The organism is Flavobacterium columnare NBRC 100251 = ATCC 23463, from assembly GCF_002530675.1.
Lineage (GTDB): Bacteria > Bacteroidota > Bacteroidia > Flavobacteriales > Flavobacteriaceae > Flavobacterium > Flavobacterium columnare.
In genome coordinates, this window is record NZ_PCMX01000104.1 from 1 (window position 1) to 18,690 (window position 18,690).

The 18,690-nt window shown below is 30.0% G+C and carries 18 protein-coding genes; 3 read left to right on the forward strand and 15 right to left on the reverse strand.

Annotated features, from left to right (window positions below; all coding sequences use genetic code 11):
- Positions 1-125 precede the first annotated feature (125 nt).
- Positions 126-479 carry a hypothetical protein gene (locus B0A78_RS12135; protein ID WP_014164421.1) on the reverse strand — a complete coding sequence of 118 codons (354 nt, stop codon included), beginning with the start codon at positions 477-479 and terminating at the stop codon, positions 126-128.
- Between the two features lie 110 nt (positions 480-589).
- Between B0A78_RS12135 and B0A78_RS12140 the strand changes: the two genes are divergently transcribed.
- The gene (locus tag B0A78_RS12140; protein WP_014164422.1) at positions 590-784 is read left to right on the forward strand and encodes a hypothetical protein; all 195 of its coding nucleotides are present in this window, start codon (positions 590-592) and stop codon (positions 782-784) included.
- A gap of 640 nt (positions 785-1,424) precedes the next feature.
- Here the strand turns inward: B0A78_RS12140 and B0A78_RS12145 are convergent.
- The 5 genes from B0A78_RS12145 to B0A78_RS12165 form a co-directional block, all read right to left on the reverse strand.
- Positions 1,425-3,644: a RelA/SpoT family protein gene (locus B0A78_RS12145; protein WP_014164423.1), complete on the reverse strand. Its 2,220-nt coding sequence runs from the start codon at positions 3,642-3,644 to the stop codon at positions 1,425-1,427.
- Positions 3,645-4,032: 388 nt separating this feature from the next.
- Positions 4,033-4,647, reverse strand: a complete 615-nt coding sequence (locus B0A78_RS12150; RefSeq protein ID WP_014164424.1) for a DUF937 domain-containing protein — start codon at positions 4,645-4,647, stop codon at positions 4,033-4,035.
- A gap of 53 nt (positions 4,648-4,700) precedes the next feature.
- Positions 4,701-5,651: an NAD(P)-dependent oxidoreductase gene (locus B0A78_RS12155; protein WP_065213651.1), complete on the reverse strand. Its 951-nt coding sequence runs from the start codon at positions 5,649-5,651 to the stop codon at positions 4,701-4,703.
- 17 nt (positions 5,652-5,668) lie between these two features.
- A complete protein-coding gene (gene serC, locus B0A78_RS12160) occupies positions 5,669-6,739 on the reverse strand; it encodes a 3-phosphoserine/phosphohydroxythreonine transaminase (protein ID WP_041253321.1) in 1,071 nt (356 codons plus the stop codon).
- Positions 6,740-6,872: 133 nt separating this feature from the next.
- A complete protein-coding gene (locus B0A78_RS12165; RefSeq protein ID WP_014164427.1) occupies positions 6,873-7,931 on the reverse strand; it encodes an acyl-CoA reductase in 1,059 nt (352 codons plus the stop codon).
- A 141-nt stretch (positions 7,932-8,072) separates the two neighbouring features.
- On the opposite strand from B0A78_RS12165, the gene B0A78_RS12170 reads away from it, so the two are divergent.
- A complete protein-coding gene (locus B0A78_RS12170; protein ID WP_014164428.1) occupies positions 8,073-8,423 on the forward strand; it encodes a 4Fe-4S dicluster domain-containing protein in 351 nt (116 codons plus the stop codon).
- A gap of 246 nt (positions 8,424-8,669) precedes the next feature.
- A complete protein-coding gene (locus B0A78_RS12175) occupies positions 8,670-9,350 on the forward strand; it encodes a lysoplasmalogenase family protein (protein ID WP_165688630.1) in 681 nt (226 codons plus the stop codon).
- 581 nt (positions 9,351-9,931) lie between these two features.
- Here the strand turns inward: B0A78_RS12175 and yidD are convergent.
- From yidD to B0A78_RS12220, 9 genes are all read right to left on the reverse strand, one after another.
- The gene (yidD, locus tag B0A78_RS12180) at positions 9,932-10,159 is read right to left on the reverse strand and encodes a membrane protein insertion efficiency factor YidD (protein WP_014164430.1); all 228 of its coding nucleotides are present in this window, start codon (positions 10,157-10,159) and stop codon (positions 9,932-9,934) included.
- A gap of 193 nt (positions 10,160-10,352) precedes the next feature.
- Positions 10,353-11,834 (reverse strand): cysteine--tRNA ligase, encoded by a 1,482-nt coding sequence (cysS, locus tag B0A78_RS12185; RefSeq protein ID WP_014164431.1) that lies wholly within the window; start codon positions 11,832-11,834, stop codon positions 10,353-10,355.
- A gap of 73 nt (positions 11,835-11,907) precedes the next feature.
- A complete protein-coding gene (gene folE / locus B0A78_RS12190; RefSeq protein WP_014164432.1) occupies positions 11,908-12,579 on the reverse strand; it encodes a GTP cyclohydrolase I FolE in 672 nt (223 codons plus the stop codon).
- Between the two features lie 75 nt (positions 12,580-12,654).
- A complete protein-coding gene (locus tag B0A78_RS12195; protein WP_077225326.1) occupies positions 12,655-13,848 on the reverse strand; it encodes a pyridoxal phosphate-dependent aminotransferase in 1,194 nt (397 codons plus the stop codon).
- Between the two features lie 685 nt (positions 13,849-14,533).
- Positions 14,534-15,028: a c-type cytochrome gene (locus B0A78_RS12200; RefSeq protein ID WP_014164434.1), complete on the reverse strand. Its 495-nt coding sequence runs from the start codon at positions 15,026-15,028 to the stop codon at positions 14,534-14,536.
- 86 nt (positions 15,029-15,114) lie between these two features.
- The gene (locus B0A78_RS15110; protein WP_065213649.1) at positions 15,115-15,360 is read right to left on the reverse strand and encodes a cytochrome C oxidase subunit IV family protein; all 246 of its coding nucleotides are present in this window, start codon (positions 15,358-15,360) and stop codon (positions 15,115-15,117) included.
- Between the two features lie 3 nt (positions 15,361-15,363).
- Complete coding sequence (locus B0A78_RS12210; protein ID WP_014164436.1) at positions 15,364-15,945, reverse strand: cytochrome c oxidase subunit 3; 582 nt, start codon at positions 15,943-15,945, stop codon at positions 15,364-15,366.
- A gap of 39 nt (positions 15,946-15,984) precedes the next feature.
- Positions 15,985-17,742: a nitric oxide reductase activation protein NorD gene (locus tag B0A78_RS12215; protein WP_097609712.1), complete on the reverse strand. Its 1,758-nt coding sequence runs from the start codon at positions 17,740-17,742 to the stop codon at positions 15,985-15,987.
- Between the two features lie 96 nt (positions 17,743-17,838).
- Positions 17,839-18,618: a CbbQ/NirQ/NorQ/GpvN family protein gene (locus B0A78_RS12220; protein WP_097609713.1), complete on the reverse strand. Its 780-nt coding sequence runs from the start codon at positions 18,616-18,618 to the stop codon at positions 17,839-17,841.
- Positions 18,619-18,690 lie beyond the last annotated feature (72 nt).

The following is an 18,690-nucleotide window of genomic DNA, read 5'->3' on the forward strand; positions in this document are numbered from 1 at the left end:
ACATAATTAAGTTGGTTAATGATAAGGGGGAAATTAACTAACACGAAATAAATTTTATTTAGAATTATTTAATTAAAACATAATTATTGTAAGATTTCAACATTTTTAGAGGGTTCTATTTTTTATTATTTTGTTAGACGAGTTTTTAAGGCGTGATTTTCTTCTGTAAGTATATTTATCTTTTCCTTTAATAAATTTATTATTTCTTCTCTTGCTTCTGCTAGTTCTTTATAATTTATTTTTTCATTATCATTAATATTTTTCTCAGTGGTACAATCTTTTAACATATTGCCCTCTCCTTTTAATAGCCATTCTGGGTTCAGGTCTTTATAGTGTTCTATAATTTTCAAATAGTTATCTGTTCTTATAGCTCCCCTTTTATCAAGGTAACCCATTGCAAAGCCTAATTCTTTACAAAATTTATAGGGTGTAATTGTTTTGTAATTAATATATTGTAGGATTCTTTCTTGGATGGACATGGTGTTTGAAAAAAAGTTAATAAATCATAATTTGTTTGAAAAAAAGTATATATATTTGCTTGTGCTCTTTATGAGTACATTTACAAATGTAAATATAATAAAGTAAGTTTATGGGGTCGTCAATTAATTTAGGTACTAAACATCATCAAGTTCTTAGAAAAGAGTTTCAAGAGGTTTCAAGACAAACAATTTATAGCGCTCTTAGATATTTTAATAATTCGGAAACAGCACAAAAAATTCGTAACCGAGCTATTGAGTTATTAGAAGAAGAAATAAAAGAGTATAAGGATTTTAATAATAAATAGTATACTTGAATTAGTTTTTAATATTGAGTAAAAGAATAAAGTCATAAATTATGTGTTTATATATACCTTCAAATATGTTGAACTAAAAAGTTTACTATTTATTTTATTACTTTATGCTATAGAGTAATTTTTAATTTTTTATCACACAGATCTAAATTATTTTATTGTGGATTTTTAATCGTTAACAAAGATACAAGGAAGATGGGGACTTTTTTGTTATTTCTTAGTTATTTAGTTATTAAATTATCATATCAATAAATTACATATCCAAATAGGTATGGTCTTTTGGCTGTGGGTATTTTAATCTCAAGCAAAAAGCTTAAGATAAAAAGGGCTGGTTTTACAAGAGTTAAAACCAGCCCAAATGTTTTTATAGCAGTTCTTTTTCATTGAATTTTAGGGTTAAGTATGGGTAGTAAATTAAAAATTTGTCTTGGTTACTATAATCACAAAATAAGTAATAGTAATTTGTTTTATAACAGTAAGGGGGCTTTAGTACCATAAAATAGTTTGACGGTTATTTTATAAAAGTTCTGTAATTTTTTCTAGAAATAGCCCTTATTACACACCCCCTTTTTTTTAATAAAAGGGGGGTAAAATTGTTAATATTTTTATTACTTATAAAAAAATAATTGTTCTATTAATTGGTGTATTCTCTTGTTACTTTTTCAACACCATCAATCTTTTTAATTCCTTCTATCATTTTTTTAAGTATAGAAATGTTAGGCACTATAACTGTTATATGTCCTGTAAAAAGACCTGCTTCACCACTTAAAGAAATACTTTGGATATTTACATTTAAATTATTAGAAATCACTCTAGTTAATTCATTGGTAAGACCCAGAGTATCCATTCCTGTAATTTTTAAGGTAGCTTTAAAATCTTGTTGTGTAGAATCAATCCATTTTGCAGGAATAATGCGATAAGCATAATTAGATTGCAAACTGATAGCATTGGGACAATCTTTTTTATGTACCTTGATGCCTTCGTTTATTGTTACAAAACCAAAAACAGGGTCACCAGGTATGGGGTTGCAACAGCTAGATAGTTTATAATCTAGACGATCTTGTTCAATTCCAAATACAAGGAGGTCGTATTTTTGAGTAATTTCTTCTTTTTGAATTATTTCTGGATTAGTTATTTGTCCTTTTTTTATTTTTCCTCTGAAGAAATTAATAAAGGTGTTGCTTTTTTGTGAAGCATAATCTTTTAGTTGTTGATTGTCTATAGAGCCAATACCAACTCTGTAAAAAAGGTCTAAACTGGTCTTTAATCTTAAAAAAGCAACGAGTTCGTTAATTATGTTTTCATTGAAATTTATTTTTAAATGGCGAAGTTTTCTTTCTAAAATTTCTTTTCCATCTTCTGCTATTTTTTTTGTATTTTCATTTAGAACATTTCTAATTTTATTTTTAGCTCGGGAAGTAGTAACATAATCTAACCATGTAACAGTGGGTTTTTGATGTGCAGAAGTAATGATTTCTACTTGATCACCACTTTTTAATTCATGATTTAATGGAACTAATTTACCATTAACTCGTGTCCCACGTGTTTTTATGCCTATTTCTGAATGTACCGAAAAAGCAAAATCTAAGGCAGTAGCTCCTTTAGGTAAGGATTTGATTTCTCCTTTTGGAGTAAATACATAAATTTCTTTTGCATAAAGGTTCATTTTAAAATCTTCAACAAAGTCAACAGCATTGCTATCAGCATTTTCGAGTGCTTCTCTTAAAAGATTTAGCCAAGTGTCGAGACTGCTTTCTTCAGTAGCACCTTGTTTATATTTGTAATGTGCAGCATAACCTTTTTCAGCAATTTCATCCATTCGTTCGCTTCTAACTTGTATTTCTACCCAGCGACCTAAGGGCCCCATAACGGTTATATGTAGCGCTTCATAACCTGTAGATTTGGGAGAAGAAATCCAATCTCTTAAACGACTGGGTGAAGGACGGTAATGATCTGTAACTATGGAATAAATTTTCCAAGCAAGAAATTTTTCGTCATGTGGATTGGATTTGTATACAATACGCAAAGCAAATTTGTCATATACTTCATCAAAACTTACTTTTTGTGCAGCCATTTTTCTTCGAATGGAATAAATAGATTTGGGTCTTCCTTTTATAATATAATCTATTCCTTCTTCATCTAATGATCTTTGCAAGATATCGGAGATACTTTTTATATAAGCATCTTGTTCTTCTTTGGACTCTTTAATTTTACCTACAATATCATTATAAACAGAGGGTTCGGTGTATTTTAATCCTAAATCTTCTAATTTGGTTTTTATGTTATAAAGGCCAAGACGATGGGCTAATGGAGCATAAATATAAAGTGTTTCAGAAGCAATTTTTAATTGTTTATGCTCTGCCATTGATTCCATGGTTTGCATATTATGCAAGCGATCAGCTAATTTAATGATAATAACTCGAACATCGTCATTGAGTGTCAATAACATTTTTCTAAAATTTTCGGCTTGCATCGAGATGTTCATATCTTTTTTGACTTGCGAAATTTTAGTTAAACCAGCTACTAATTGAGCTACTTTTGGGTTGAATGCTTTTTCTATTTCTTCTACGGATATATCTGTATCTTCTACCACATCATGTAATAATGCAGCGGCTATACCTGTAGCTCCTAATCCAATTTCTCCTGCTACAATTTTTGCAACAGCTATAGGATGGAATATATAAGCTTCACCCGATTTTCTTCTTTGGTCTTGATGAGCATCAACCGCAAAATCAAACGCTTTACGGATCAACTTTTTATCTTCATCACTCAAAGTTTGATAACTTATACGAAGTAATTCTTTATATTCTTGAGCGATTGCTTTATTTTCTTTTTCGATATCGATTTCAACCATTGCTTTTGGGGTATATGTGTTGTTTAAATTTAATAAAAATCCAATAAAAATCCAATTGTATGGTAATGATTATTTTTTGAATAAAAGGAGGAATAGTTATGACTGAAAATTACTCTGTTGTTATGATATTATATGTTTGTTAATTTGATAGGGGGGATTTTTGTAGCCTCATATTTTTAGTATTGAAAGTGATTCATAGATGGAAAAAGGTTTTAAAATTTATTATTTAAGCGGCTTGAACTAGACTCTAATTGGTATTTATAAAAACAGATCACTACATTATTTTGTTGGAGTGATCTATTTTTAAAGATAAGATTATTTTAGAACCAATTTTTATGAATTAAAATAAAGTTTACTTTATTTTAAAAGTTTTACTTGAGTTCTTGTATTATTTTCCCAAAAGGTTTCCTAATAGACCTCCTAATCCTCCTTTTTTAGTTGCTACAGCAACAGCGTCTCCAATACCTAACTGACCATCACCATCTTGGTCTAACAATGATGTAATGTTTGAATTACCTATACTATTTCCCCCTAATAGGTTTCCTAATAAACCTCCTAAATCAGTTCCATTTTGTACGTTAGCCGATTTTGCTTTGTCTGCTAAAAAGGACATTAATAGGGGAGCAGCCATTTGTAAAATAGAGCTGATTTTATCATTTGAAACACCTGTTGATAAACTTAAGTTATTTTCTAAATTAGATTGATTGTTGCCTAAAATATGACCTAAGATTTTTCCACCCTCTTGTGGGTCTGTTCCGCCATTAAATAGATCTCCAATAGTATCTAATAAATTTCCATTGTGTTTACCATTTAGTAAAGCGCCTAGTAATCCTCCTGCATTTGTTTCGGTATTTGAATTATTTTGCATAGCATTTACTAATTGAGGGAGGGCAGAGCTTAACACACTTGAAGTTTCTCCTTCTGAAGTACCTACTTTATTACTGATATTAGTAACTATTTGTTTTCCTAAATCGCTATTGATTAAATCTGAAATTCCTGACATTTTATGTGTTTTTTGGTTATGACTATAAAAATAATGATTAAAATTGATATTTGTTATGTATATAAATCAATAATTTTATGAGCCATTTCAATACTCATGTTTTCAAAAGTTTCAGTAGTAGATCCTCCAATATGTGGAGTTAATGAAATATCAGGGTGCATTAATAACTGTACAGCAGGATTAGGTTCTCCTTGAAAAACATCTAAACCAGCAAAACTAATTTTTTTATTTTCTAAATACTCAATCAAATCTACCTCATTGATGAGTTCACCTTTGGAACAATTGATTATTCCTACCCCTTGTTTCATTCTTTTGAATTCAGTAGCAGTTAAGAGGTATTTTTCTTGTGGAGGTATGTGCAATGATATAAAATCGGCTAAAGGGAGTAGATCATCTAAAGGCATTAGATCTAAAGGGATTGTAGTTTTTTGACCTGTGTAAAATTCAATTTCAACAGAGGTTTGTTTTCTTTCATTTGCTGTAGCAATGACTTTCATTCCTAGTGCTAATGCTTTTTGAGCAACGGCTTTACCAATTTTTCCAAATCCTATAATTCCTAAGGTTTTTCCTTTTAATTCTAAACCAGTACTGTATACTTTTTTTAGTTGATTAAAATGAGTATCACCTTCTAAAGGCATATTCCTATTAGAATCATGTAAATAACGAGCTCCTGAAATAAGGTGTCCTATTGCTAATTCAGCAACGGCATTTACCGAAGCGTTTGGTGTGTTTAATAGTTTTATAGTGTTTGGATGGTTAGTATCTATTATAATGTTATCCATTTCAAGACCCAACTTGCCTATTATTTTTAAATTAGGACAAGTATTTATGATAGATTGATTGATTTTGGTAGCATTGCCTACAATAAGTATTTCTATTTGGTTTTTATTTAAATAGTTACTTAGTTGTTCTTGTGCTACTTTAGTAGTTAATACTTCAAAGCCATTGTTATCTAATAATAAAAGGGCTTGATTGGATAAACCATCATTGGCTAATATTTTCATCTATAAAGCGTTGTTTTTTAAACTAAATTTTCAAATTCTCGCATTACATCTACTAAAACGTGAACACTATTTAGTGGTAAAGCATTATAAAGAGAGGCTCTATAGCCACCAACAGAACGATGTCCTTTTAGTCCCGAAATACCTGCTTTTTCCCAAAGTTGATCAAAGATGGATTCGTGCTTTGGATTTTCTAAAACAAATGTGGCATTCATTAGGCTTCTATCTTCTGTAGTGGCCGTTCCTTTAAATAAGGGATTTCGGTCTATTTCGTTATATAAAAGATCGGCTTTTTCCTTATTTATTTTTTCAATGCTGTGAATTCCCCCCATTTTTTTTAGCCATTGCAATGTTAGTAAAGAGGCATAGATAGAAAATACGGGCGGAGTATTATACATACTTTCTTTGGCAATATGTAGTTGATAATCTAACATAGATGGAATCATACGTCCTGTTTTTCCTAATATTTCTTCTTTTACAATTACTAAAGTTGTACCGGCAGGCCCCATATTTTTTTGAGCTCCAGCATAAATTAAATCAAATTTACTAAAGTCTAATCTTCTTGAAAAAATATCTGAACTCATGTCACAAACCATAAGCGTGTTAGTTTTGGGAAATGAATTCATTTGAGTTCCGTAGATGGTGTTATTACTGGTACAATGGAAATAGTCCAGATTGTTTGGTATTGTGTAATCTTTAGGAATATAATTATAATCTTTATTTTTGGAAGAAGCTAAGACAATGGTTTCTCCAAAAAGAGTTGCTTCTTTAATAGCTCCACTTGCCCATGTACCTGTTTCAAGATAGCCTGCTTTTCCGTTTACTTTCATTAAATTATAAGGAACCATTAAGAATTCTAGACTGGCTCCACCATGTAAAAAAAGAGCTTGATACCCTTTGTTTTCTAGTTCTAAAAGTTCAAGAGCTAAAGCACGTGCTTCTTCTATAACAGCAACAAATTCATTGCTGCGATGTGAGATTTCTAAAAGGGATAATCCCATATCGTTAAAATCTAAAATAGCCTTTGCCGATTGATCAAATACTTCTTGTGGCAAAATACAAGGGCCTGCACTATAATTGTGTTTTTTCATAGTTTGTTTTTTATTTGATTTTATTTGTAAACGATTGGCATTAATGCGCGCTTCTAAGTTAAAACGAGGTTGGTGTATATGAGTTTCTTGTTCCTTTTGTTTTTTTATGATATCTGAAAAATTGATGCTCATTTTATAGTGAATTTAAAAAAGCAATAGTGTCAATATCGTCTGCATAATCCCAAAGTTTTGGTTTTTGTGTTTGACCAAAAGAAATGCTGTTTTTAGTTAATTGATTGGAAACAATGCACTGAATGAGATCTTTATCTTTTATAAGCCGATTTTTAAGGTCTTCTAAATTTTCATAATATTCATAGAATAAGGAAGAAATAGGGGAGGCGTAACTTATATCTTCTTTTACTGTTAGAAATTCATTATCTAAAATTTTAAATAAACTCATTAAGAAAACCGCTTTGTTATAGTCATAGTTATTGGCATATTTTTCATAATTGATAATTTCACCATAAGGATAAATGGCTTCAAAAAATAATTTAAAATCATAACCTTTAGGTACGAAAATCTTGGAAACATTACGACAGCCTAATCCAAAATACCTAAAGATATCTTCACCTAATAAGAATAAGTTTTCTTTACTTTCGGTACCATCTAGTATAGCTACGGAATTTCTGTTTTTTCGTATAATAGAGGGCTTGTTTCTAAAATAATATTCAAAATAACGTGCCGTATTATTGCTTCCTGTGGCAATTACAGCATCAAAATTTTCTAATTTTTCTTTTGTAAAAAGAATTCTTTCTATGAGTTTTGGTTCTATCTTTTTTAGATAATTAGCCAAAAAGGGGAGTAATTTTTGATCATTAGATGATAATTTGGCTAATATCTTATTTCCGCTTGCTAAAACAGATATAAAATCATGGAAACCAACTAAAGGAATATTGCCAGCTAAAACAAGAGCAATTGTTTTAGGCGTTTGTTGATTATAATTATATGGAGCCAACCATTGAACTAAATTATCTTCTGTTAAGGCTTCTGCCCAAGATTGAATTGAAAAATATACTTGTTCGGGGGTAAACCACCCATTATGTGCTTTTGATGTTTGAATAAGTTCAGCAAATGAGTCAAAAAAGAGTTCATTGTGGACTACTTGGTCGTTTGCTAGATTACCTTGTGGAGTAAACTGTTTTAAGAAATTTCCTAATTTCGAAAATGCAATAATAATTTCTTTTTGTGACATAGGTTACTTGCTTATGTATGGTTTAGATTGTATTTTTGCACAAAAATAAGATATTTAGCTTTAGGCTGTATGTACTTCCTGAAGCTTTTAGAGTAGTTGAACGCTTATAGCTTAGGGCTTGAGGCATAAAGCATGAAAATTATGGCAATTATAATTACAGACGAATGTATTAACTGTGGGGCATGCGAGCCAGAGTGTCCGAATACTGCAATTTATGAAGGGGCTGATGATTGGAGATGGAAAGACGGTACAAAATTAATAGGGAAAATAGTTTTACCAGATGGAACAGAAGTAGATGCTGAAGCAGCACAAACACCTATTTCAGATGACATTTATTATATTGTTCCTGGTAAGTGTACTGAGTGTAAAGGTTTTCATGAAGAGCCACAATGTGCCGCAGTATGTCCAGTAGATTGTTGTGTTCCCGATGACAATCATGTAGAAACAGAAGAAATTTTACTAAATAGACAGTCTTTTTTACATAATGAGTGATTTTTTATGTTAAAAAAAATAACCAGCTGTTTGTAAATGAGCAGCTTTTTTTGTGTTTTTTTGTAAATAGTTGAAAAAAATGACTTGTATAGTACTAATTCCTTTTTTTATGCAATATTAAAGGAAATATATCGTGTATATTATTTCAGAAAATAAATTTAATTGTAATTTTAGATCCATAAAAAAGTTTAATTTATTGTTGAATATATGCTCAATAGCGAAAAAAAATCTCAAGAAAAAGGTTTTTTGATTTTATTTTTTATAATTGGATTATTTGAAGTTGTAGCCGAATATTTCAATGAAATTTTAATGATGTATATTTTAAAACCTTTATTAATGCCCATCATGATGTTGATGTATTGGAAGGTTTCTAGCAAAAGAAATATTTACTTTTTGTTGGCTTTGTTTTTTGTTTTAATTGCAAATATATTGTTTGTATCTAAAAATTTTAATAGTGCTATAATAGCTTCCATCTTCTTTTTTATATATAGAGGTATTGTCATATACTTAGTAATTCAGGATGAACCTATTCAAAAAAAGTTACCTGTAGTCGTTGGAACGCTTCCTTTTTTTACAGCATTTGCTTATTTAACTTTTTTGACTAAAAATGAATTAGGAAAAGGAATTTATATTTATTTGATTCAGGTATTATTCCTTTCTTTTTTAGGAGGTTTAGCTCTTTCAAATTATATGATTAAAGGGTGTAAAAAGAATTTTTGGCTCTTAATTAATGCTGTTTTTTTTGCAATTATTCAATTTGTTTTAGTTCTAAAGCTTTTTTATGTATCAATTGCTATTTTTTCTTCTATTTCTATGTTTTTATATCTTTTTGCCCAGTTTGCATTGTATAGATATATGTTAGAACGTGAAAAAGAAATTTCTAATTTTGAGGATTGTGATTCCTTTCTGATAGAAGATATAGAATAATAAGATCTTAAAATAAAAATTTTCTATTTTTAATAGAAAAGCTTATTTAAACCCAGATTACGCATTAGAAATTTGTTATGGATATAAATGACTTTGGATCTAAAAAACAACCCCTTTTTTACCCTCAATGCAACAAAACTATATGTACAGAAAATTTTTTTCGTGTCTTTTAATTTTCATCAGAAAGGCTAACGCATGATCTGGTTTTTTAAGGGTGGTGGTATTTTACGATAAAAGAAGAAGAGTTTTAAGCAAATAAAAAGTTATCTCAAAGGAATAAATTGAGCGTTTCGTTCGTTACTTCATCGGTAAGAGGAGTTTAATTATGATCTGATCCTCTAAAATTAATTGATTCAAAAGTTTGCTGTCTATATTCTTATTAGTTTCATATTTAAAAGGAACAATTATTAGAATCTTTTTGACTTGTATGCTTCAGAATATTGTTTTAAAACTTATTGTTATTGCTTAATTTAGGGCTAAATGTGGTGAATTAATTCTAATTTTAGTAAGCTAAATGAAATAAGAAAGAAAGTTAGAATATATGTTTATTGTAGAGTTTTTTAGGATCTGTAATAAAATAATTAGGGTACAGGATCATAACCGCTACCTCCCCAAGGATGACATCGTAATATACGTTTAGTTCCTAACCATAATCCTTTTAAAGGACCGTGTTTTCTTAAAGCATCTACCATGTAATGAGAGCAAGTAGGTTGGTATCTACAAGTAGCAGGCATCAAAGGTGAAAGCACGTATTGATAAATGCGTACTAGAAAAACGAGAGGAAGAGTTAATATTGTTTTTAGATTCATATTGTTTTTTAGAATAAAAAAGAGGAGACTATTCAAAAGACTGACTATCTTGATCTTTGATTCGTTATTTTGAGAGGTGAAGTTCTATAGGCCTCGTTTGTTCACTTCGGTTCCTTAACACGAACCGAAGTGATTAATTAAATTATTGAACGAAGTAAATGATATGCCTTTTTAGGATAGCCTATTTATGTTTTTAATAACTATAAGTTGTTCCTTCTTTACCATCTTTTAATTGAATGCCCAATTCTAATAATTGGTCTCGAATTTGATCAGATAAGGTCCAATTTTTATTGATACGTGCTTCTTTACGCATTGTAATGAGCATTTCTATTACACCATTTAATTTACTGGAATCGTACCCCGCTGCTGATTGGTTTTCGATACCTAAAATCTCAAATACGAAATCATTCATTGTTTTTCGTATTAAATCTAAATCGTTTTGTGTGATTGTTTCTTTACCGTCTTTTATGATGTTGATAATACGAGCTCCTTCAAATAAATTAGCGATTAAAATAGGAGTATTAAAATCATCATTCATGGCTTGATAGCAACTTTCTACCCATTCAGGAATATTAATAGAGGATTGATTTTTAGGTGTAATTGAATCAATATTTTTAATAGCTTCCATTAATCGGTTATAACCTTTTTCGCTTGCCATCATAGCGTCGTTAGATATATCCAATTCACTGCGATAGTGGGCTTGTAAAAAGCAAAAACGGATGATACTTGGACTGAAAGCTTTTTCAAAAAAAGTATTATCACCTGAAATTAATTCCATGGGAAGAATAAAGTTACCAGTGCTTTTGCTCATTCGTAAGCCGTTCATTGTTAGCATGTTGGCGTGCATCCAATATTTTACAGGTGAAGAGCCATTGCATCCTTTTCCTTGTGCAATTTCACATTCATGATGGGGGAACTTTAAATCCATACCCCCACCGTGAATGTCAAAGCTTTCTCCTAAGTATTTGGTACTCATGGCTGTACATTCCAGGTGCCAGCCTGGAAACCCTTCGCCCCATGGGGAATTCCATCTCATGATATGTACAGGAGAAGCAGATTTCCATAACGCGAAATCTTGAGGATTTCTTTTTTCGTTTTGTCCGTCTAGATCACGCGTATTAGCAAGTAATTCATCAATATTTCTATTACTTAATTCACCATAATTAAGACCTTGTTTGTTATATTCTTCTACATCAAAATATACAGAACCTTGACTTTCGTAAGCGAAACCTTTGTTAATTAATTTTTGAATTAACTCTATTTGTTCAATAATATGTCCTGTTGCTGTAGGTTCTATATTAGGAGGTAAAAAGTTAAATAGATCTAAAACTTTATGAAAGTACACAGTATATTTCTGTACGACTTCCATAGGTTCTAATTTTTCTAAACGGGATTGTTTGACAAAACGATCATTATCTACATTTCCATCATCGGTTAAGTGTCCAGCATCTGTTATATTACGTACATAGCGAACATTATAGCCTAAATGTAATAGATAACGATAAATAACATCAAAACTCATGAAAGTTCGAACATTGCCTAAATGTACATAGTTGTATACGGTAGGACCACATACATACATACCTACATTGCCATCATGTACAGGGATAAAGGGTTCTTTTTCGCCACTTAAGGTGTTATAAACTTTTATAGGGTTGGATGTATGTAAACGCATTTGTTAAAATTTGAAAATAAGTGATTGAATTTGTGTGTTTAATAGTTTTTTGTTCAATCACTTAATTGAATACTTAAAACTTAGTTTCTAATTTTATATAGTCTAAAAATTCTTTACGAGTTGCTTCGTTTTTGAATTTACCACCAAATTCAGCAGTAACTGTGCTGCTTTCTATATCTTTAATACCGCGTGAGTTTACGCACAAGTGTTTGGCATCTATTACACAAGCTACGTCATCAGTACCTAGTACGTTTTGTAATTCTTGTACGATTTGCATGGTTAAACGTTCTTGTACTTGTGGTCGTTTTGCATAGTAATCTACTATACGATTCATTTTAGAAAGCCCTATTACAGTACCATTAGAAATGTAAGCAACATGTGCACGACCAATAATTGGTAGAAGGTGATGTTCACAAGTAGAGTAAACGACAATGTTTTTTTCTACCAACATTTCATTGTATTTATAATGGTTTAGGAAAGTTGAAGATCCTGGTTTTTTATCTGGGTTTAAGCCTCCAAAAATATCTTTAACAAACATTTTTGCCACACGATTGGGGGTACCGCTTAGGCTATCATCTGTTAAATCCATTCCCAAAGTTTTTAAAATACTTTCAACATCTTTACGGATTGAAGCAATTTTTTCTTCGTCTGATAAATCAAAAGCATCACTACGCAAAGGGGTAGTGGCGCTAGTTGCTATATGACTGTGTCCTAATTCGTCGTGAAATTCTTCGTTATGAGCCATTAATATAAATATAATTTATTTCAAAATTTTTTGAACTGCAAATATAGTGAATTACTAAAAACTAAAATAATTGTATTATTTGTTGTATGCTTTTAGTGCTTCGGCTAAAATTTGAGCGGATTTGATGATATCTTCTTTTTTTAATACGTAAGCAATACGAACTTCGTTAAGTCCTACACCTGGTGTTGAATAAAATCCAGCTGCGGGAGCTACCATTACGGTTTCTCCATTAAAATTAAAAGATTCTAAGAGCCATTGTGCGAAATCATCAGCATTTTGTACTGGTAATTGTGCAATACAATAGAAGGCTCCTTTGGGAGTGGCAATTTTTACTCCTGGTATTTTATTCATTTCAGTAATTAGAGTATCTCTTCTGTCTTTATACTCTTTTATTACTTCATCAAAATAGCTCTGTGGTGTATCTAAAGCTGCTTCACTAGCTATTTGTTCGTAAGTAGGAGGGGAAAGTCTAGCTTGAGCAAATTTCATAGCTGTTTCCATTACTAATTTGTTTTTTGAAACAATACATCCTATACGAGCTCCACACATACTGTATCTTTTAGAAACAGAATCAATCATGATAGCATGATCTTCTATACCAGAAACGTTCATGATAGAGTAATGTTTTGCTCCTTCGTCGTAAACAAATTCACGATACACTTCGTCTGCAATCAAGAATAAATCATATTTTTTTACCAATTCGGCTAATTGGTTGATTTCATCTTGTGAATATAAATAACCTGTGGGGTTTCCAGGATTACAGATTAATATTGCCTTGGTATTAGGGGTTATTAATTTTTCAAAATCAGCAATTGGAGGTAAGGCAAAGCTTGTTTCTATTCCTGACATTACTGGAACTACTTTTACTCCAGAAGCAGTGGCAAAACCATTATAGTTTGCATAAAAAGGTTCAGGGATAATAATTTCATCATCAGAATCCATTGTGCTTCCTAGTGCAAATAATAGTGCTTCAGATCCTCCAGTTGTTATAATTATGTCTTCTTTTGTAATAGGTAATCCTATTTTATTATAACTCTCAGATAATTTTTTTCTATAGCTTTCAAAACCAGCAGAGTGGCTGTATTCTAAAACTTTAATATCGGCATTTTGAATTGCTTTTAGAGCTACTTCTGGAGTTTGAATATCTGGTTGACCAATGTTTAAATGATATACTTTGTGCCCTTTTCTTTTTGCAGTTTCTGCATAAGGTACTAACTTTCTGATAGGAGATTCTGGCATTTGAAGCCCTTTATTTGAAACTTTTGGCATGATTTAATTAATTTGGTACTGCAAATTTGCAATAAAATATTTAAATAAACATTTTTTTTAGATATTGATTTAATTGATAGCTTAATAGTGTGATCTTATATACTGTGTTTTGAACTTATTTTAAATATAAAATTATATTGTAAAATGGTCTTATATATAAAAATAAAGGAACTTCTCCCACAGATGAGGGTTTTACCCTCAGATTACGCATTGGAAATTTATTACAGATAAAAATGCCTTTGAATCTAAAAAAGGACTCCATTTTTATCCTTAACGGGAGTAAAACTACAGCTGCGGTAAAAAATTTCCGTTTTTATCTTCATCACAAAGTCTGATGTATAATCTGGGTTTAAAAGAGAGAATTTTTTTATTTAATTTGGTTTAGTTACCTAAAGGAATATTTGATACTAAAAAGAGGTATAGGAAATAAATGTTACTTATAATGAGGTTTGTATTGGTTTATAAGATACCTCTTGAAATGTTAAGTTGTTGTTTATCAAAAGAATTATTATAATAGGTATAGGATTTAAACGGTGTGATATTAAATAAGGAATATTGGTAAAAAAGAAGGTTTGTTTATACTTTATTTGATTTTTATTAATATTCCTTATTTAGAAAAATTTTGTTAGTACGTTATTTACATAATGAATATTGAAGGAGAGGCTATTATAAATCTAGGGAGGGTTTATGCGCCATCATTTTTTCTCATATATTCAAGTATGTTTCTTGCTTCTGTATCTGTAAGGTTTTGATTAGGCATGCGTAATTTACATATTTCTAATTGTTTTTTTAATTCAGGATCTTTGTCAATCATTGGATCTGGGTTGCTAATAAAATTCATAATCCATTCAGGTGTTCTTCTTTGTGTTACACCTTTCCATCCAGGGCCGATTAATTGTTCATCGGTTAATTTATGACAAGAGATGCACTTTAATCCTGCTACTTTTTCTCCTTCAGAGGCCATTTTTTGATCGATTTTAGCTCCTAATTCAACTTTGTCATATTTACCTTCTCCTTTTTGAGCATCATATTTTTCAGTGGTTTGAGAGGTAGTTTCTACTGTTCCTTCTGAAACTGTAGGTTCATTAACTGGTTTTGAAAAATCTTCTTGTTCATTGTTTTTTTTACCACAGGCAATGACTAGACTTAGAGTGAGTGCCAATACTATAAATTTTTTCATAATTTAAATTTTAAGTTTAACAAATTTCATAATTCTAATATTTTAAGTTTATGATTTTAATCACAATTGAATATTTATTTGCTTTTTTAAATGTTTATTAAAATAACAGGTATTATGATTAGAAAACAAAAGCTTATTATGATAAGTTTCCAAGCGATATTTGCTTTTTTTAGTTCCATAAATTCAAATGCTATTACTAAGAATTTTATCGAAAAAATCAGCATTATAAGACCAATCTTAATAATATGATTTATTTCGAGAGGTTGTAAAACAAGTGTTAATAAGGTTAGTATTAACAAAAAGCTATACGTTTTAATTAAATGTTTTTCCATAGTTTAAAAGATTAAATATAAAACAGGAAATAGGATTAACCAGATTAGGTCGCACATGTGCCAAAAAGCAGCGGATGCTTCTATATCAAACAGATTTTTGGTTAAATCGTTTTTATCTTTGTTTAAATAAATAGCTAAGAGAATGAATAAACCAATTAATACATGTAAATAGTGAAAGCCTGTTAGTAACCAATAATAAGTAAAGAATGTATTTGTTTCTAAGTATATATTATGACTTAGTTTTTCAAAATATTCATAGCTTTTTAAGACTAAGAAGAAAGCTCCTAATAGCATGGTTATTTTTAGGTATAGATTAAATTTTTTATGATTATTCTTTTTAGCATAATTAACAGAAACAACCATAAAGAAACCACTTGTGAGTAATATGAAAGTATTGATAACTCCTATTAGATTATTTAATTTTAAACGTGATTCGTTAAATATTTTTATTTCTTCTTGTGCATTATAGCTCATAGCTATAATTGCCATTCCGAAGGTTAGAATTTCTAAAAGGATAATTATCCATAGTAAAATACCTCCAGGAGGATAATAAAAGTTTTTATAATTTTTTATCGTTTTTTCCATTTATGTTTTTTTAGAATGAAATGGTTTTAGAATTATACATTATTGTTTTTTAATTTTATCAAATAGATAGACTAGGGCGTTGATGAGTTCGATAGGGTTTTTAAGTATTTGAAAATGATTTTGACCAAACATTTGAGGTAAATAATATTTAGCTTGTGCCTCTATAGTTAAGGCATAAGAATTTATTTGATTTCTATATAATTCTTTTAATGCTTGTTTTACATCATTTATGCCATATTTACCCTCATATTTATCATAATCATTTGGTTTTCCATCTGAAATTAATATAATCCATTTGTTTTTAGTTTTACGTGTTTTTAATCTATTTCCCGCGTGTCTAATAGCACCTCCAATGCGTGTGTAACCTCCAGGTTTTATATAACCAATTCTTTTTTTACCGATGTCCCAAGTTTCGGTAAAGTCTTTTAGTGTAATATAATTTATATGATTTCTTGTTTTTGATGAAAAGCTGTCTATTGAAAAGTCAATATTAAATTCATGTAAAATTTCACCAAATAAGATAGAAACTTCCTTTTCTACATCTAAAACTTTGTTTCCATCTACATAACTATCACTAGATAAGCTGACATCCAGTAATAATAAAATGGAAAGATCTTTCTCTTTTTTTCTATTTGAAAAATAAATATTTTCAGAAGGTGTTTTTTTAGTGTGTATATCTACATATAAATCAGTTAGAGCATCAATATCAAATTCGTTGCCTTGTGTTTGTTTTTTTTGTTGTAATAATTTGTTATTTATATGAGTTAATGATTTTCTTAATTTGTTTAGAACAGGAGTATAGTTTTTTATAGTATCATAATAAAACTTAGGATCTGTTTTTAGTTGAAGTTTTGGATATACTTTACAAAAATTAGTACGGTATTTTAGTGCAGAAAAATCCCATTCATTGTAGTATATATAAGTTCCTTTTGCATCTTTTTCGGCTGATTCCGCTACGGTTAGGTTTTCAATAAAATCAGATTGATAAATAGAATGTGCTGTGTCATCTACTCGTACAGTAAAACGCATTTTTATTTCTTCTAAAGCATCGTTATGTTCTTCTAACTCGTCTTCTCCATCAAAATTTTTCCAATTTCCATAAAATTCATCTACGGTTTCTACTTTTTCAAAACTATGGTTAAGTACATCATCTTCTTGTTGCTTTTTATTTATTTGAAGGGATTTTATTTCTTCAACTCCCACAGTTTTTAAGGTTGTTTTTACCTCATTATTTTTTGTAGATTTTAAACTTGTATGATTTGTATTTTCTTCTTCTATATTTTCTTCTTTTTTTGCAAACATAAATTTTCCATATAACCAGTACAAATGTGGGTTCGTTGCTTTTTTAGTAAGAAAATGATCTAATAAAAAAGCATATATATATCTAGTTTTAGGGAAATTTTGAAAAAGGATAGGAAGTATTTGAGTGGAAGCTATTTTTGCTTCATTTTGTGATTTTTCTACGTCATTTTCTGGCTCATTCCAATTTAATTCAAGGGATTGCTGTGTTGAGAGGTATAGAATTCTAAAGAAATAAAAAGCAATATTTTTTTCATAGGATTCAAATTGGTTAAAATATTCAGGCAAAAAGAAGTTGTTGTTTTTGTAACCGCCTTCTTTTTCAGCGGGATAAATAGTAATAGATTTTCCACTAACGGCATTAGCTATAAGTGTTAATCGTGGTGTAATGTCTTTTAAAAAAACGGTATTTTTATTGGATTCTAGAGCTTTTTTTTGTGATTTTCGTAGATATTTTGCTACAAAACTAAAAATTATTTCGTCTAAATCTATACTCATAATTGATTCCTTTTTTAATTTGAAATTTAGGGTTGTTAATTTGTACTATATGATTCATAGATAAAGAGTTCAGTCAATTTTGACATTGAAAAGATATTATATCATTAAATCACACAAATCTTTTAAGGATTGAACGGTTTGTAAATCGTCCGTTAGAGGTTCTACAACAGCGGTGTGTATAGACAATCTTTTGGGCAATCCTGAATGAATAAGTTTAGCGGCATCTACGAGTAATCTTGTTGAAACGGTTTCGGTTAAACCAAGTTCTGTTAGATTTCTAATTTTATTAGCAATGGTTACAATTTTATTAGCAATGTTAGGATCAATACCCGTTTCGTTAGCAATAATTTCAGTTTCAATTTTACTTTTTGGATATTCAAAAGACAAGGCCACAAAACGCTGTCTTGTAGAAGGTTTTAGTTCTTTGAATCCTCTTTGATAACCAGGGTTAAAGGAAGCAACGATCATAAAGTTTTCATGTGCTTTATAGGTTTTTCCAAGTTTGTCTATGAATAGTTCTCTTCTATGATCTGTTAATGAATGGATGGCCACAATTACATCAGGACGAGCTTCGGCTATTTCATCTAAATATAAAATAGAGCCTTCTTTTAAAGCAGTTGTTAAGGGACCATCAATCCAGATTGTTTCGGCTCCTTTTATGATAAATCGGCCTATTAAGTCAGTAGAAGAAGTTTCTTCATGACAACTTACGGTTAAGAGTTTTTTATTGAGTTTATATGCCATATACTCAACAAATCTGGATTTACCTGTTCCAGTAGGGCCTTTGAGTAAAAGAGGAAGTTTGTTTTGATAAGCATGAGTAAAGACATCTTCTTCTTTATCTAAAGCAAAATAATAGGGTTTTATATCTTTCATAATTAATAAGATAAACGGAATCTTATCCCATTTTGTAAATAAGGTATGAACGTGTGTAGAAGGGGATAAAGA